At 66.8% G+C, this 16,315-nt stretch carries 15 protein-coding genes; 7 read left to right on the top strand and 8 right to left on the bottom strand.

What is annotated here, in order from left to right; genetic code table 11:
• Positions 1-22 precede the first annotated feature (22 nt).
• The 4 genes from FK527_RS11865 to FK527_RS11850 are packed head-to-tail and all read left to right on the top strand — an operon-like array spanning position 23 to position 3,956.
• On the top strand, positions 23-1,585 hold the full coding sequence (locus FK527_RS11865; protein ID WP_144734037.1) for a polyamine aminopropyltransferase: 1,563 nt from the start codon (positions 23-25) through the stop codon (positions 1,583-1,585).
• 57 nt (positions 1,586-1,642) lie between these two features.
• Complete coding sequence (locus FK527_RS11860; RefSeq protein WP_144734034.1) at positions 1,643-1,876, top strand: hypothetical protein; 234 nt, start codon at positions 1,643-1,645, stop codon at positions 1,874-1,876.
• Positions 1,873-2,307 carry a type II toxin-antitoxin system VapC family toxin gene (locus FK527_RS11855; protein WP_144734031.1) on the top strand — a complete coding sequence of 145 codons (435 nt, stop codon included), beginning with the start codon at positions 1,873-1,875 and terminating at the stop codon, positions 2,305-2,307. Before FK527_RS11860 ends, FK527_RS11855 begins: the two co-directional genes overlap by 4 nt.
• Positions 2,304-3,956 carry an FAD-dependent oxidoreductase gene (locus tag FK527_RS11850; RefSeq protein WP_144734028.1) on the top strand — a complete coding sequence of 551 codons (1,653 nt, stop codon included), beginning with the start codon at positions 2,304-2,306 and terminating at the stop codon, positions 3,954-3,956. The genes FK527_RS11855 and FK527_RS11850 overlap by 4 nt, the downstream gene beginning before the upstream one ends.
• 1 nt (position 3,957) lies before the next feature.
• Here FK527_RS11850 and FK527_RS11845 read toward each other — a convergent pair whose 3' ends face one another.
• Positions 3,958-4,350, bottom strand: a complete 393-nt coding sequence (locus FK527_RS11845; protein ID WP_144734025.1) for an S-adenosylmethionine decarboxylase family protein — start codon at positions 4,348-4,350, stop codon at positions 3,958-3,960.
• A 205-nt stretch (positions 4,351-4,555) separates the two neighbouring features.
• Here FK527_RS11845 and corA point away from each other — a divergent pair, with 205 nt between their 5' ends.
• Positions 4,556-5,545: a magnesium/cobalt transporter CorA gene (corA, locus tag FK527_RS11840; RefSeq protein WP_144734023.1), complete on the top strand. Its 990-nt coding sequence runs from the start codon at positions 4,556-4,558 to the stop codon at positions 5,543-5,545.
• 47 nt (positions 5,546-5,592) lie between these two features.
• Here the strand turns inward: corA and FK527_RS11835 are convergent, their stop codons facing one another.
• The 5 genes from FK527_RS11835 to FK527_RS11815 form a co-directional block, all read right to left on the bottom strand.
• Complete coding sequence (locus FK527_RS11835; RefSeq protein ID WP_144734020.1) at positions 5,593-6,342, bottom strand: 5'-methylthioadenosine/adenosylhomocysteine nucleosidase; 750 nt, start codon at positions 6,340-6,342, stop codon at positions 5,593-5,595.
• A gap of 43 nt (positions 6,343-6,385) precedes the next feature.
• Complete coding sequence (locus tag FK527_RS11830; protein ID WP_144734017.1) at positions 6,386-8,062, bottom strand: long-chain-fatty-acid--CoA ligase; 1,677 nt, start codon at positions 8,060-8,062, stop codon at positions 6,386-6,388.
• 34 nt (positions 8,063-8,096) lie between these two features.
• Positions 8,097-9,527, bottom strand: a complete 1,431-nt coding sequence (locus tag FK527_RS11825; protein ID WP_144734014.1) for an NAD(P)(+) transhydrogenase (Re/Si-specific) subunit beta — start codon at positions 9,525-9,527, stop codon at positions 8,097-8,099.
• 33 nt (positions 9,528-9,560) lie between these two features.
• Complete coding sequence (locus FK527_RS11820) at positions 9,561-9,878, bottom strand: proton-translocating transhydrogenase family protein (RefSeq protein ID WP_144734010.1); 318 nt, start codon at positions 9,876-9,878, stop codon at positions 9,561-9,563.
• Positions 9,879-10,134: 256 nt separating this feature from the next.
• Positions 10,135-11,250 carry a Re/Si-specific NAD(P)(+) transhydrogenase subunit alpha gene (locus FK527_RS11815; RefSeq protein WP_144734007.1) on the bottom strand — a complete coding sequence of 372 codons (1,116 nt, stop codon included), beginning with the start codon at positions 11,248-11,250 and terminating at the stop codon, positions 10,135-10,137.
• Positions 11,251-11,777: 527 nt separating this feature from the next.
• Between FK527_RS11815 and FK527_RS11810 the strand changes: the two genes are divergently transcribed.
• Positions 11,778-13,115, top strand: coding sequence for a D-amino acid dehydrogenase (locus FK527_RS11810; RefSeq protein ID WP_144734003.1), 1,338 nt, complete (start codon positions 11,778-11,780; stop codon positions 13,113-13,115).
• A 128-nt stretch (positions 13,116-13,243) separates the two neighbouring features.
• Here the strand turns inward: FK527_RS11810 and fba are convergent, their stop codons facing one another.
• Together fba and FK527_RS11800 are read right to left on the bottom strand one after the other, a co-directional pair.
• On the bottom strand, positions 13,244-14,308 hold the full coding sequence (fba, locus tag FK527_RS11805; protein ID WP_144734000.1) for a class II fructose-bisphosphate aldolase: 1,065 nt from the start codon (positions 14,306-14,308) through the stop codon (positions 13,244-13,246).
• Positions 14,309-14,511: 203 nt separating this feature from the next.
• Positions 14,512-15,630 carry a class I SAM-dependent methyltransferase gene (locus FK527_RS11800; RefSeq protein WP_144734183.1) on the bottom strand — a complete coding sequence of 373 codons (1,119 nt, stop codon included), beginning with the start codon at positions 15,628-15,630 and terminating at the stop codon, positions 14,512-14,514.
• Positions 15,631-15,895: 265 nt separating this feature from the next.
• On the opposite strand from FK527_RS11800, the gene FK527_RS11795 reads away from it, so the two are divergent.
• The gene (locus tag FK527_RS11795; protein ID WP_144733997.1) at positions 15,896-16,207 is read left to right on the top strand and encodes a hypothetical protein; all 312 of its coding nucleotides are present in this window, start codon (positions 15,896-15,898) and stop codon (positions 16,205-16,207) included.
• Positions 16,208-16,315: the final 108 nt, after the last annotated feature.

The following is a 16,315-nucleotide window of genomic DNA, read 5'->3' as shown; positions in this document are numbered from 1 at the left end:
CGGCCTGCACGCCCTTCCTGACATGAGCCCCGACACCCGCGCTGCGGCAGCCCACCCAGGTACCTCCACCGCCCCGCGCCCCGTCGAAATCGCCCTGCTCGCGAGCGTCTTCGTGGTGGCGGCGTGCGGGCTGCTGTACGAGCTCGCGGCGGGCACGCTCGCGTCCTACCTGCTGGGCGACTCGGTGCTGCAGTTTTCCACCATCATCGGCAGCTACCTGTTCGCGATGGGCCTGGGCTCGTACCTGTCGCGCTTTTTCGAGCGCCAGCTGCCCGCGCATTTCCTGCGCATAGAGCTGCTCGTGGCGCTCGCGGGCGGCATGCTGCCGGCGCTGCTGTTCCTGGCCAATGCCTACGTGCCGGGCGCGTTCCGCTTCGTGCTTTACACGCTGGTTCTGTTCGTGGGCATGCTCGTGGGGCTGGAGATTCCGCTCGTCATGCGCATACTGCGGCGCCACGTGGCGCTGCGGGAGCTGGTCTCGCAGGTGCTCACCTTCGATTACCTGGGCGCGCTTGCGGTATCGCTCGCGTTTCCGCTGCTGCTGGTGCCGCAGCTCGGGCTGGTGCGCACGGGGCTGCTGTTCGGGCTCCTGAACGCCGGCGTGGCGCTGTGGACGCTGTGGATGTTCCGCCACGAGCTGCGCCACCTGCGCGCGCATGCGCTGGCCGGCCTGCTGACCTGCGCGGCGCTGGGTGCAGCCATGTTCGGCGCCGAGCGCATCAGCACCCTGGCCGAAGACAGGTTCTACCAGGACCCCATCGTCTATGCCGCCTCTTCGCCCTACCAGCGCATCGTGGTCACGCACGGGCGCAGCGGCTACCGGCTGTTCCTCAACGGCAACCTGCAATTCGCACAGCAGGACGAATACCGCTACCACGAAGCGCTGGTACACCCCGCGATGGCCGCCCACGGCGCCCCGCGGCGCGTGGCCGTGCTCGGCGGCGGCGACGGCATGGCGGTGCGCGAAATTCTCAAATACCCTTCGGTGCAGGAAGTCGTGCTGGTGGAGCTAGACCCGCACATGACGCAGCTCTTTTCCACGCACGAGGCGCTGGCCGCGCTCAACCGCTACGCGCTGCGCTCGCCCACGGTCAAAATCATCCACGCCGACGCCTTCCAGTGGCTGCAAAACACGCAGCAAATGTTCGACGTGATCGTGGTGGACTTTCCCGACCCCACCAACTTCGCCATCGGCAAGCTCTACACCAACAGCTTTTACGCCCTGCTCGATCAGCGCCTGGCCGCGAGCGGCTATGCCGTGATCCAGACCACCTCGCCGCTGGTGGCGCGCCAGAGTTTCTGGACGGTGGTGCAGACCGTCCAATCGGTCGGCCTGCGTGCCGCGCCCTACCACGCACACGTGCCCAGCTTTGGCGAATGGGGCTTCATCCTCGCCAGCCACCGTCCGTGGCGCCTGCCCGAAGCCTTGCCCCCAGACCTGCGCTTTCTGAGCGTGGCGACGCTGCCGCTGCTGTTCGACTTCCCGCTCGACATGGCGCGCGTGCCCGCCGAGGTCAACCGCCTGTCGAACCAGGTGCTGGTAACGCGCTACGAGCAGGAGTGGGGGAAGGTGGCTGCGCATTGACCCTGCGCCCTGGCGAAGCCACAATGTTGTTGAAACTTTCAACAACCTGGACTTGCCATGAGCACCGTCAATTTCAGCGTCCCCGACGATGTCAAAGCCCTGTTCAACGCCACGTTCGAAGGGCAGAACAAGAGCGCGATCATTGCCGAACTGATGCGCGAAGCCGTGGAGCGCGAACAGCAGCGGCGGCGCAGAGAGCAAGCCTACGCGCGCATCCTGGCGCGCAGAGAAAGCGCCCCCGCCTTCACCGAAGCACAGTTGCGCGCGGCCCGCGAAGAAGGGCGTCCGTGAACCCCGTCGTGGTCGATGCCAGCGTGGCCGTCAAGTGGTTCGTGTCTGACCCTGCGCAGGAAGCACATTCAGACATAGCACTGCGCCTGCTCGCAAGTGCCGTGCAGGGGCGCCTGACACTGCTGCAGCCGCCGCACTTCATCGCGGAAGTCGCCGCAGTGCTGGCGCGTCTGCTGCCCCAATCCGCAACTGAAAACATCCTGGACCTGCTCGATCTGCTCGGCATGCAACGCGACGCCACGCAAGACGCCACGATCTATGCGAGCGCCGTGGAATTGGCGACCACGCTCGACCACCACCTCTTCGACACGCTCTACCACGCGCTGGCCCTGCAGACCCCGGGTGCGGTACTGGTGACGGCCGACGGCCGCTACTTCGACAAAGCCCGGCACTTGGGCCGCATGGTCTGGCTTGCTGACTTTGCCGCATGATCCGGCGTCGCCATCTTCTTGCCGCCAGTGCCCTGCCCTTGCTCGGCTGCGAACCCGCGCCCGCCATCACCGGCGGCTTTACCGGCATCAACGCTGCGCGCGGCCATGCGCTGCGCGATCTGGGCACGCCACCCGCGCCGCAGGCCACGCGGCGCACGCAAGTCGTCATCGCGGGGGCGGGCGTGGCCGGGCTCGCGGCGGCGCGGGCGCTGCGCCTGCGCGGCATCGAGGACTTCGTGCTGCTGGAGCTCGAAGACGATGCCGGCGGCAACGCGCGCGCAGGCATGATGAGCGGCATCGCTTGCCCGCAGGGCGCGCATTACCTGCCGCTGCCAGGTGCAGACGCGCACGAGGTGCAAGACCTGCTCGAAGAATTCGGCCTGCGCCGGCGCGTAGCCGGGCGCTGGCAGTACGACGAGCTCCACCTGTGCCACAGCCCGCAGGAGCGGCTGTTCTTTCAGGGCGCGTGGCAGGAAGGCCTGCTGCCCCTGGCCGGGGTGGGCGCCGACACGCTCGCGCAGTACCGGCGCTTTGCCGCGCAGGTGGATGGGCTCGCGCGTGCGAGCCGCTTTTGCATTCCGGCGCTGCGCGCGCCCTTCACTGCGCAGCATGCCGCCCTCGACGCGCAAACGGCCGATGCCTGGCTGCGCGCCCAGGGCCTGACCGATGCGCATCTGCGCTGGTACCTCGACTACTGCTGCCGCGACGACTACGGTGCGGGGCTGCAGCGCGTGTCCGCCTGGGCCTGCATCCACTACTTCGCGAGCCGCCACGGCTTTCGCGCACCGCAGGCCAGCGCGGACGCCGAAGACCTGGGCGCCCCCATCAGCGCCGACGCCGAGAGCGACGCCGTGCTCACCTGGCCCGAGGGCAACGCCTGGCTCACGCGCCGGCTCGCCGCGCCCCTGGGCGAGCGCCTGCGCACCGGCCACAGCGTGCTGCGCATCCGCACCGAGCGCCACGGCGTGGCCGTCGATGCGCTGCGCCATGCCGACGGCTGCGTCGTGCGCTGGCAGGCCGCGCAGTGCATCGTCGCGCTGCCCGCGTTCATCGCCGCGCGCGTGATCGAGCAGCCGCCGGCGTGGCTCGTGGACATCGCCCGGAATCTGGCCTACGCCCCGTGGCTGGTGGCCAACCTGCACCTGGCCGCGCCGCTGCAGGACCGCCCCGGCGCCGCGCCGGCCTGGGACAACGTGGTTTACGGCGAACCTGGCGGGGGCCTGGGCTACGTGGATGCGCACCACCAAAGCCTGGACCCGCGCCCCGGCCCCACGGTGCTCAGCTACTACCGCACGCTCGGTGACCTGCCCGGCGCGCGCCAGCAGCTGCTGACGCAGCCCTGGAGCCATTGGCGCGACGCCATCCTGGCTGCGCTGGCCGCGCCCCACCCGGACCTGGCGCAGCGCCTCACGCGCATGGACATCACCCGCTGGGGCCACGCCATGGCCATCCCGCAGCCAGGCACGCTGCGCCGGCTGCGGCAGCTCTCCGCCGCCTCCGCGGATGCACGAGGCTCACACGGCGCGCCGTCCGCGCAAGCCGCGAACGTGCGCAGCGGCCGCCTGCACTTCGCCCACGCGGACTGGTCCGGCTATTCGATCTTCGAGGAAGCCTTCACGCGCGGCCACGCGGCGGGCGGCGCGGTGTGAATCAGCCGACGAGGTGCGCAGGCAAGGCGCCGCGCTGCAGCGCGTGGCGCTCGGCGTGCTGCGGCTCGAACAGCGCGAGCAAGGCTGCCATGAGCGCCTGCGCCTTGGCACTGTGGTCCGCGCCGAAATTGCACACGTACACGTCCAGCGTCACGGCCTTGCGCTCGGGCCAGGTGTGCACGCAGACATGGCTTTCGGCGAGCAGCAGGGCTGCAGTCACCCCACCGGGGCCGTGGCGGGTTGCGGCAAAGGTGTGCAGCAGCTCGCCCACCACCTGCAGCCCCGCGGCCTGGGCCGCATCGCGGCAGGCCGCGCCGAGCAGGCTCGCATCGACAAGCCAGCGCGCGGCGCAGCGGCAGTCGTGAAGGTCGGCGGTCAGGTGCAGGCCGTGCATGCGCGCACTGTAGCGGATCGACCGTCACGAAAGCCGCTGCCTGCAATGCCATAATCCGCCGCTTTGACGGAGACATCCCATGGAAACCTACCCTAGTCGGTAGCTTTCAACTCCCGGCTTGCCAAGAAAGAAAGCGGGGGTTGAAAGCACCGCATCCCCCCTTTCGCCAATTTTCGCAGACGCCACGCACCCCGGGAGTGAGCCCATGCTCAACATTTTCACGCTCGTCAACGGCCGCCTGTTCCAGGAAGAGATCGAATCGCTCGAGGAACTCGCCAAATTCCAGCCGATCTGGGTTGATCTCGAAGCGCCCACGCTCGAAGAAAAGCGCTGGATCAAGCAGCACTACGGCCTGTCCATCCCCGAGGACGCGATGGACGAGGACATCGAAGAGTCCGCGCGCTTTTACGAGGAAGACAACGGCGAGCTGCATATCCGCAGCGACTTTTTGATCGACGACGACGAAAACCCGCGCTCGGTGCGCACGGCATTCATCTTGAACCAGCACAACACCGACCTCAAAAGCCGCGGCGTGCTGTTTTCGATCCACGACGAGGACGTGCCGGTGTTTCGCCTGCTGCGCCTGCGCGCGCGGCGTGCGCCGGGCTTGATCGAGGACGCCAAGGACGTGCTGCTCAAGCTCTTCGACGCCGACGCCGAATACTCGGCCGACACGCTCGAAAACATCTACGACGAGCTCGAAAAGGTCAGCCGGCAGGTGCTCGCAGGCGACGTGACCGACGCGCGTGCGGGCGAGGTGCTTTCTGCCATCGCGCGCCAGGAGGACTTGAACGGGCGCATCCGCCGCAACGTCATGGACACGCGCCGCGCCGTGAGCTTCATGATGCGCAGCAAGATGCTCAACGCGAGCCAGTTCGAGGACGCGCGCCAGATCCTGCGCGATATCGAGTCGCTGGACAACCATACGGCCTTTTTGTTCGACAAGATCAACTTCCTGATGGACGCCACCGTGGGCTTCATCAACATCAACCAGAACAAGATCATCAAAATCTTCTCGGTGGCCAGCGTGGCGCTGCTGCCGCCCACGCTGATCGCGAGCATCTACGGCATGAACATGCAGTTCCCCGAGCTGGAACTGCTCGGGCCCGCGATGTACCCCTACGTGCTCGCGCTGATGGTGGTGTCCGCCATCGGCCCGATGTGGTACTTCCGCAAGCGCGGGTGGTTGATGTAAAAATCGGCCGTTTATGCTGATGGAATGAGTGCTAGCAGCTATTTATTTCATAGTTTTTGCAGCAAGCCTTGCACGATCAGCTCGGCGTAGCGGCTGGCCACGGTGCGCACGAATTGCGGAAAGTCCAGGTGCGCGCTGTCGTCGGCGCGGTCGGAGATGGTGCGCACCGCGGCAAAGGGCAGGCCGTAGTCGTGGCAGACCTGGGCCACTGCGGCGCCTTCCATCTCCACGGCCAGCACCTCATGGCCGGCCGTGAGCAGCGCGGCGCGCAGGCCCTGCGCCTCGTGCGCGCTCGCGACGAAGCGGTCGCCGCTGGCCACCAGGCCGTGGTGCACGCGCGGGTGGCCTGCCTGGTATTTCAAGCCAAAACGGCATCCAGCCATTGATACACAAGCGCAAGCAGCTTCCAATAGCAGAGCAGACAGCGCGGCATCGCAGGCCAGGCGCTGGCGGCCATAGCCGGGCAGCTCCCAGCGCGCAAAGAGCGGCGAGGCGTCCATGTCGTGCTGCACATAGTCCTGCGCCACGACCACGTCGCCCACCTGCACGTCCGTGCCCACGCCGCCGGCTACGCCCGTGAACACGATGCGCGCGACGCCGAAGCGCTCGATCAGCGCCGTGGCCGTGGTCGCCGCGGCCACTTTGCCTATGCCCGAGAGGGCGAGCACCACGCTCTGGCCGTGCAGCGTGCCGCACCAGACGCTGCGCCCCGCGTGCTGCAGGTGCTGCGGCTGCACAAGCTGCGCGAGCAGGCCGCTTTGTTCTTGCGGCAGGGCGCTGAGGATGGCGGTGGGCATGGAAGTCAAGCCGCTGCGTGCACAGGCAACGCAAGGCGCAGGCTCAGGTTTTGTGCAGCTCGCGCCGCAGCACCTTGCCCACCGTGGTCTTGGGCAGCTCGTTGCGGAACTCGATCACCTTGGGGCGCTTGTAGCCCGCGAGGTTTTCGTGGCAGAAGGCGCGCACCTGCGCTTCAGTGAGGTTGGGGTCGCGGCGCACGATCACGACCTTGACGGCCTCGCCCGATTTTTCGTCGGGGATGCCGACCACGCCGCATTCGAGCACACCGGGGCAGCTCGCGATCACGTCTTCGACCTCGTTCGGATAGACGTTGAAGCCGCTCACGAGGATCATGTCCTTCTTGCGATCGACGATCTTGAAGTAGCCGCGCGCGTCCATGGTGCCGATGTCGCCCGACTTGAACCAACCGTCGGCGGTCATGACCTTGGCGGTCTCGTCGGGGCGCTGCCAGTAGCCGGCCATGACCTGTGGCCCGCGGATCGCGATCTCGCCGGGCGCGCCCGGCGTGGTGACGTCGTGGCCGTCGTCGTCGAGCAGCTTCATCCAGGTGCTGGGCAGTGGCACGCCAATGGTGCCCGTGAATTCGCGCGTGGTCACGGGGTTGCAGCTGGCCGAGGGGCTGGTCTCGGACAGGCCGTAGCCCTCGCAGATCGGGCAGCCGGTTTTTTCGAGCCAGCGCTGCGCCACCGCGCTTTGCACGGCCATGCCGCCGCCCACGCTGACCTTGAGGTGGCGCCAATCGACGGTGTCGAAGTCGGGGTGGTGCAGCAGCCCGTTGAACAAGGTGTTGACGGCGGCAAAGATGTGAAAGCGGTGCTGCGCGAGCTCCTTGAGCACGGCGGGCAGGTCGCGCGCGTTGGGCACCATGATGACCTTGTTGCCCGTGCGCAGCGGCAACAGCAGGTTCAGCGTGAAGCCAAAGATGTGGTAGAGCGGCAGCACGCAGGCCGTGCCCGGCTGCTCGCCGGGCGGGATTTGCGCCATCGCGGGGGCGTTCCAGGCTTCGGACTGCAAGGTGTTGGCGACGAGGTTGCGGTGCAGCAGCATCGCGCCCTTGGGCGTGCCCGTGGTGCCGCCCGTGTATTGCAGCACGGCCAGGTCTTCGGGGGCCAGCGGCGGCGGCTGCAGGCGCCCGCGCCGGCCCTGGCGGATCGCTTCGTTGAAGCGCACGGCCGCGGGCAGGCTGAAGGCCGGCACCAGCTTTTTGAGGTGCCGCACCGCCAGGTTCACCAGCGCACCCTTGGGCCAACCGAGCAGATCGCCGAGCGCGCACAGCACGACGTGCTGAACAGCTGTCTGCGCGATGCAGTGCTGCAGGGTGTGCGCAAAGTTTTCGAGAATGACGATGGCCTTGGCGCCCGAGTCCTTGAGCTGGTGCTCGAGCTCGCGCGCGGTGTAGAGCGGGTTCACGTTCACGACCACGCAGCCCGCGCGCAGCACCGCCGCCACGGCCACCGCGTACTGTGGCATGTTGGGCATCATGAGCGCCACGCGGTCGCCTTTGACCAGGCCCAGCCCCTGCAAATAGGCCGCGAGCGCACGCCCGAGGGCGCCGGCCTGCGCGTAGCTGAGCTCTTTGCCCATGAAGCTGTAGGCCGGGCGCTCGGGGTAGCGCGCAAAGGCCTCGTCGAACAGGTGCACCAGCGTGGGAAAGCGCAGCGGGTCGATGTCGGCGGGCACGCCTTCGGGGTAGGCCGCGAGCCAGGGACGGTCGGTCATGGTTTTTTGCCTCCTTGTTTTTCTTGCGTGCTGATCATTCGAGCGCCTTGGTGATGTCCTCGACCACCTTCTTCGCGTCACCGAACACCATCATGGTCTTGTCCATGTAAAAAAGCTCGTTGTCCAGGCCCGCGTAGCCTGCGGCCATGGAGCGCTTGTTGACGATCACGGTCTTGGCCTTGTAGGCCTCGAGGATGGGCATGCCGTAGATCGGGCTGCCCTTTTGCAGCGCCGCGGGGTTGACCACGTCGTTGGCGCCCAGAATGATGGCCACGTCGGCCTGGCCGAATTCGCCGTTGATGTCCTCCATCTCGAACACCTGGTCGTAGGGCACCTCGGCCTCGGCCAGCAGCACGTTCATGTGGCCCGGCATGCGCCCGGCCACGGGGTGGATGGCGTACTTCACGTCTATGCCTTTTTCGGTGAGCTTTTGCGCCATCTCCTTGACTGCGTGCTGCGCGCGCGCCACCGCCAGGCCGTAGCCGGGCACGATGATCACGCTGTCGGCGTTGCCGAGCACGAAGGCCGCGTCGTCGGCGCTGCCCGTCTTGACAGGGCGCTGCTCCTGGGCCGCGGCGCCGGCGCTCGCCGCTTCGCCGCCAAAGCCGCCCAATATGACGCTGAAAAACGAGCGGTTCATGGCCTTGCACATGATGTAGCTCAGGATCGCGCCCGAGCTGCCCACGAGCGAGCCCGCGATGATGAGCATGCTGTTGTTGAGCGAAAAGCCAATGCCCGCCGCAGCCCAGCCCGAATAGCTGTTGAGCATGGACACGACCACCGGCATGTCGGCCCCGCCGATCGGGATGATCAGCGTCACGCCGATCACGAAGCCGAGCGCGCACACCGCGGCAAACGGGATGGCACCCTGCGTCTGCCAGAACAGCGCCACGCCCACGATGGCGAGCACACCGAGCAGCAGGTTGAGCCAGTGCTGGCCCGCAAACACCACGGGCGCGCCCTGGAACAGCCGGAACTTGGACTTGCCCGAGAGCTTGCCCCAGGCGATCACCGAGCCGCTGAAGGTCACGGCGCCTATGAAGGCGCCCAGCGCCAGCTCGATGCGGTTGCCAGGCGGAATGCCGCCATGCTCGCCCCCGCCTTCCATGACGCTGAAGGCTGCCGGCTCGGCCACCGTGGCGGCGGCGATGCACACCGCGGCCAGGCCGATCATGCTGTGGAAAAAGGCCACGAGCTCGGGCATCTTGGTCATCTCGACGGTCTTGGCGCGCCAGGCGCCGTAGCCGCCGCCCACGACCAGCCCCAGCAGCACCCAGCCCAGTCCCTGGGCCGAGCCGGCAAGCTCGACGATCAGCGCCGCCGTGGTCAGCACGGCGATGGCCATGCCGGTCATGCCGAACATGTTGCCGCGGATCGAGGTAGTCGGGTGGCTCAAGCCCTTGAGCGCCTGGATGAAGCACACGCTGGCGACCAGGTACAGCAGCGTGACGAGGTTCATGCTCATGGGTTTTCTCCTTTATTAGTAGCTGCTTATGCTTTATTTGTGTGCCTCAGAGGCCGATTTCTTCTCTTTTTTCTTGAACATCTCGAGCATGCGCCGGGTGACCAGAAAGCCGCCGAAGATGTTGACCGCGGCGAGCGCCACCGCAGCCACGCCCAGAAATTTGGCAAAGCCGCCCTGCGTGAGCGCGGCCGCGAGCATGGCGCCGACGATGACGATGGCCGAAATGGCGTTGGTCACCGCCATCAGCGGCGTGTGCAGCGCGGGCGTGACGGTCCACACCACGTGGTAGCCCACGTAGATCGCGAGCACGAAGATGGTCAGGTTGATGAGGGTGGGCGAAACGGCTTCCATGGGGCCTCCGTAAAAAGGAAAAAGGCTGAGCTGACAAGGCACCTGCGGCGCGCGCTACGAGCAAAACCGCGTTGCGCGCGGGGCAGGCAGGCTAGGAGCCTGTCGGACTTTGGAGTCGTCGGCTGCGAATGCGCCGCAGCGGCCCATTTTTTACCGGCTTCTTGCCCCATAGTCCCGCTATGGGGCGGCGAATCCGGCAAAAACTGGCCTCGCTGGGGCACATTCTCGCTTTCGACGCCCAAAGTCCGACAGGCTCCTAGGCGCGCCGCACCGCGCCCTGGTGCGCGACCAGACAGGCGGCGACGATGTCATCCTGCAGATCGATCTGCACGCCGCCCTCCTTGGGCAGCACCAGCTTCAGAAAATCGAGCACGTTGCGCGCGTACAGCGCCGAGGCGTCGGCTGCGACGAGCGCGGGCAGGTTGGTCTCGCCGATCAGCGTCACGCCGTGCTTGACCACCGTGCGCCCCGGCTCGGTGAGCGGGCAGTTACCGCCCTGGTGCGCCGCGAGATCGACGATCACCGAGCCCGGCTTCATCGCGCGCACCATGTCCTCGCTCACGAGCACGGGCGCGGGCCGGCCCGGAATCAAGGCCGTGGTGATGAGCACGTCGGCCAGCGCCGCGCGCTTGGCCACTTCGGCCTTTTGACGCTCGAGCCAGCTTGGCGGCATGGGACGCGCATAGCCGCCCACGCCTTCGGCGGCTTCTTTTTCTTCTGCAGTCTCGAAGGGCACGTCGATGAACTTTGCACCCAGCGACTCGACCTGCTCCTTGACGCTGGGGCGCACGTCCGAAGCCTCGATCACCGCGCCCAGGCGCTTGGCCGTGGCGATGGCCTGCAAACCGGCCACGCCTGCGCCGAGCACGAGCACGCGCGCGGCCTTCACGGTGCCCGCCGCCGTCATGAGCATGGGAAAGAAGCGCTGATAGGCGTTGGCCGCGAGCAGCACGGCCTTGTAGCCCGCGATGTTGGCCTGGCTCGAGAGCACGTCCATGCTCTGCGCGCGCGTGGTGCGCGGCGCGGCCTCTAGCGCAAAGGCACTGACGCCCGCCTGCGCGAGGCGCTCCAGCCCCACTCGGTCGAAGGGATCGAGCATGCCCACGAGCACGGCGCCCGGGCGCAGCAAGGCGAGCTCGGCCACGCTGGGCGCGCGCACCTTGAGCACCACGTCGGCGCCGAAGGCCGCGGCGGCATCGACGATCTCGGCGCCAGCCGCCTGGTACGCCGCGTCGGGCGCACTCGCCGCGAGGCCGGCGCCGGCCTGCACGCTGAGCTGATGGCCCTGGGCGCAAAGTTTTTTCACCGTCTCGGGGGTCGCCGCGACCCTGGTTTCCCCCGGCATGGTTTCCGCAGGCACACCTATGCGCATCTTGTCTCCTTTTGCTGGGTGAGGTTCGTGGATGGACGAAACACGAGCTTACATGATGCCCCACCCCGAATTTCTGAAAATCACGGAAAACGCTTGATGCAGGACGCGAGATGATGGCGAGGCAGCTGGCGAGCCAGTTCGCTCGCGGCTGAGGCACCCGTCATTGCGAGCTCCGTAGGGGCGCGCGGCAATCCATGCGGCCTCAAGGCTCAGCGCCTGCGCGCCCCTTGCAGAGCCGAGGCTGGATTGCCGCGGGCCTGACGGCCCTCGCAATGACGAAACATGGTCGCAGGCACATACGGCGTAGCACCGCCTCCTGGACAATCTGGGTTCAACCCAGATTGTCCAGGAGGACGCGGGACGATGGCGAGGCGGCTGGCGAGACAGTTTGGTCGCTGATGAGAAGCCCATGGCCGGTGCCATGGGCGCCGAAGCAGCGGCCAAAATGGCCGGCAGACGTCCGCCAGCGCCCGCGTAGGTGCGTAGCACCGCCTCATGGACAATCTGGGTTCAACAGGAGAGCAGGCATGAAAGTCATCGTTCTCGGCGGCGGGGTGATAGGCGTCACCACCGCGTACTACCTGGCGCGCGGCGGCGCCGAAGTCACCGTGATCGAGCGCCAAAGCAGCCCCGCGCTCGAAACCAGCTTTGCCAACGCGGGGCAGATTTCGCCCGGCTACTCCACACCCTGGGCCGCGCCGGGCATTCCGCTCAAAGCCCTCAAGTGGATGCTGCAGCGCCACGCGCCATTTCGCTTGCGCCCTGACGGCTCGCTGTTCCAGCTGCGCTGGATGGCGATGATGCTGCGCAACTGCACCAGCGCGCGCTACGCCGTGAATAAGGAGCGCATGATGCGCGTGGCCGAATACAGTCGCGACTGCCTGCGCCAGCTGCGCGCGGACACGGGCATTGCATACGACCAGCGCACGCTGGGCACGCTGCAGGTGTTTCGCAGCACGAAGCAGTTGCAGGCTGCGCAGCGCGACATCGCGGTGCTAGAAGCCTGCCACGTGCCCTATCGGCTACTCCATGCCGACGAGCTGCCGCAGATCGAGCCTGCGCTCGCACATGCGCGCGGCCTCACCGGTGGCCTGCACCTGCCGGGCGACGAAACCGGCGACTGCCACCTGTTCACCACACGCTTGGCCGACATCGCGCGCGGGTTGGGCGCCGAGTTTTTGTTCGACACCACGGTGCGCCGCTTGCGCCACGAAAACCTGCCCGAAGGCCAGCGCATCACGGGCGCCGAAGTGCAAACGGGCGCGCAGGGCGAAGTGCGCCGCCTGCACGCCGACCAGGTCATCGTGGCGCTGGGCTGCGCCTCGCGCGAGTTGCTGCAGGCGCTGGGATTGGACTTGCCGGTCTATCCGGTCAAGGGCTATTCGCTCACGGCGCCCATCCTCGACGCCGAGCGCGCGCCGCGCTCCACGGTGCTCGACGAAAGCTACAAAATCGCCATCACGCGCCTGGGCACGCGCATCCGCGTGGGCGGCATGGCCGAGCTCGCTGGCTACGACCTCAACCTGAACCCGCGCCGGCGCGCCACGCTCGAGCTGGTCACGCAAAGCCTGCTCGCGGGCGCGGCCGACCTGCCCGCCGCGAGTTTCTGGACGGGCCTGCGCCCCATGACGCCCGACGGCACGCCCATCCTGGGCCACGCGCCAGGCTGGAACAACCTGCTGCTCAACACCGGCCACGGCACGCTGGGCTGGACCATGGCCGCCGGCTCGGGCAAGCTGCTCGCCGACCTTGCGCTCGGACGCCGGCCCGACATCCGCAGCGACGATCTCGGACCGCAGCGCTATCGCCGCGCGCCGCAGGCAGCGTTGCCCGTTGGACAAGGTCAGCGCTCGGCGCATGCGTGAGCGCCCTTTCTCTTTCTATGTGCCCCGCGCGGCACGGCGCAAAAAACAGCGCCGGCTGAGTGCAAACCCAACCGGCGCATCGTCGTCACGGCCGCTGGAGGGCTGCCGCGCGCCCGGTATTGCCAGGCTCAGCGCACGACCTGCGCGAGCTCGCCGCGCGCATAGCGCTCGGCCATCACGGCAAGCGGCAGACCCTTGACCTTGGCGCCCTGGCCTTCGCAGCCGAATTCGAGGTAGCGCTGCTTGCAAATCGCCTTGGCGGCCTCGCGTGCGGGCTTCATCCATTCACGCATGTCGAACTTGTCGGGGTTTTCGGCATGGAACTTGCGCACTGCGCCGGTCATGGCCAGGCGGATGTCGGTGTCGATGTTGATCTTGCGCACGCCGTACTTGATGGCCTGCTGGATTTCTTCGATCGGCACGCCGTAAGTCTCTTTCATCTTGCCACCGTACTGGTTGATGATGGCAAGCAACTCCTGCGGCACGCTGCTCGAGCCGTGCATCACCAGGTGCGTGTTCGGAATGCGTGCGTTGATTTCCTTCACGCGGCCTATGGCCAGAATGTCACCCGTGGGCTTGCGCGTGAATTTGTACGCGCCATGGCTGGTGCCTATGGCAATCGCGAGCGCGTCGAGCTGCGTGGCCTTGACGAACTCGGCGGCCTCCTCGGGGTCGGTCAGCATCTGGCTGTGGTCCAGCTTGCCTGCGGCGCCAATGCCGTCTTCCTCGCCGGCCTCACCGGTTTCGAGCGAGCCCAGGCAGCCGAGCTCGCCCTCGACGGTCACGCCCACCTTGTGCGCCATCTCGACGACCTGGCGCGTGACGCGCACGTTGTAATCAAACGGCGCGGGCGTCTTGCCGTCTTCGAGCAGCGAGCCGTCCATCATCACCGAGCCGAAGCCCAGCGCAATTGCGCCTTCGCAGACCTTGGGGCTGGTGCCGTGGTCTTGGTGCATTACGAGCGGGATGTGCGGGTACGCCTCGGCGGCGGCCTGGATCAGGTGCTTGATGAAGCTCTCGCCCGCGTACTTGCGCGCACCGGCGCTGGCTTGCAGGATCACGGGCGCGCCGACCTCGTCGGCCGCGGCCATCACGGCCTGCACCTGTTCGAGGTTGTTGACGTTGAAGGCTGGAATGCCGTAGCCGTTTTCGGCGGCGTGGTCCAGCAGTTCGCGCATGGAAACGAGTGGCATGGTTTGGCTCCCTGAATCGTGAATGAAGAATGCGTTACTGCGCAGCCGGCAGGATGTGCGCGGGGAATATTCCCCTTTTCTTCCCCTTTTCTTCCCCTTTTCTTCCCCGCTTCTCCGTGGCCGCAGCACAACTTTCGAGTGTAGCCGCCCGCGCAGCATGCACCAGCGTGGGGAAACAGCCCGAATGGTCTCTTCCTGCGCACCTACAGCCGGTGCGTGCGGTCGCCGTGCGCAAAGCCCAGCGCATTCCAGGGCGCGCCCTTGGCCAGCACCAGCACCTTGAACAGCTCGCCCATTTCGTGTTCCATGATCAATTTGGCCGCTTGCGCCCTTCCTGCCTGCGTGAGCAGCTCCATTTTTGATACCAAACCGCAATTGATCAGAAAGTGCGCCTGCGTGGTGTAGCCCAGCACCGCAAAGCCCGCATCCTGCGCCGCGAGCGCGATTCCGGTGAAGTTCACGTGCGCCGTGATGTCTTTGCTGCCCACGTCGGCCAGCGGGTCGGCATCGACCTGGTGCGCGCGGTGGCACACCAGCGTGCCCATGTGGCGCTGCGGGTGGTAATACTCGCTCTCGCCAAAGCCGTAGTCGAGCAACAACACCGCACCGCGCGCGAGCCGCTCGCCCAGCGTGCGCACGAAGGCTTCGGCCTGGGGGTGGATTTCGGTCGAATAATCGTGCGTGCCGGCAATGTCGAGCGGCGGGCGCAAGTCGGTGGGCCTGTCGCGCCAGACGAAGCGCGCCGCCGCCGAGTCCTTTTCCCAGCCCACGCCGCGCTCGTGCCACACGCCACCCGTGCGCTGCAGCAGTTTGACGGGCATGGCGTCGAGCACCTCGTTGCCCAGCACCACACCTTCGAAACGCTCGGGCAGCGTGTCGTGCCACTGCAGCCGGTGCGCATGGCGCGCGAGCAAGGCCTGCTGGCGCGCGCGCAGGCTGGCCGAAAGCTCGACGATGTGGTAGCGCTGCACGCGCACGCCCAGCGCATCCAGCGCATCGAGCAACTGCAAGGCCAGCGCCCCCGAGCCCGCGCCGAATTCCCACAGCTGCTGCGTGCCCGTCTGGTCGAGCGCCTCGGCCACCTGCACGGCCAGGGTCTGCCCGAACGCGGGCGAGAGCTCGGGCGCCGTGACGAAGTCGCTGCCCGAATCCGGCAGCAAGCCAAACTTGGGCGCTGCGCCCGCGTAGTAACCCAGCCCCGGCGCGTACAGCGCCAGCGCCATGAAGCGGTCGAACGGCAGCCAGCCGCCGGTGGCGGAGATGGCCTGCACGATAATTTGCTCCAATTCGGTCGGGGCGCTCTCGGTCGGAATATGAGGCATACAGGTGACTGACGAGTCTTTCAAAACGTCCAGCGACTTGATCCGCTGGCTCAAAATGTTGGCATTGCCCGCCTGGGCTAGGAGCCTGTCGGACTTTGCAATCGTCGGCTGCGAATGCGCCGCAGCGGCCCATTTTTTACCGTCTTCTTGCCCCATAGCACCACTATGGGGCGGCGAATCCGGCAAAAACTGGTCTCACTGGGGCGCATTCTCGCTATCGACGCCCAAAGTCCGACAGGCTCCTAGGCTCGGGCTGGCCCTGATTATGTTGCTGATCTTGCTCAGTGCCTTGGGTCTGCTGGGCGCTGGGCTCTACCATCGGGACAAAGACTCCATCGCCTCGGCCGTCACGATGCTGACGGTCGGCATCCCAGTGGGGCTGATCGTGGTGGCGCTGGTCTTTGGCGATGGCGGAGCGCAAAAACTCAAAGCGCTCACGGAACGCGTGCTTCGCGAAGAGGTGCCTGCGGCTCTATTGGAAAATTTGTCGGCCAATGGCATGGGTGGCCGCTACGCTCAGGCTCGAGTCACTGCAACCATCCGAGGCTGCATTGCCGACTACATGTCGCATCCCTGACGATTGTATAGACTCCCGCCGCTACCCCCTGTTCATGGCTCGTGCCGTTTTGCAAGCCCTGATTGAGGAACATGAGCAAGCCAGCAAAGGAGCCCGTACACCATGATG

Source organism: Extensimonas perlucida, assembly GCF_007655255.1.
GTDB lineage: Bacteria > Pseudomonadota > Gammaproteobacteria > Burkholderiales > Burkholderiaceae_C > Extensimonas > Extensimonas perlucida.
Note: the sequence above shows the minus strand (reverse complement) of the source record. Positions and strands in the feature narration are given on the sequence as shown.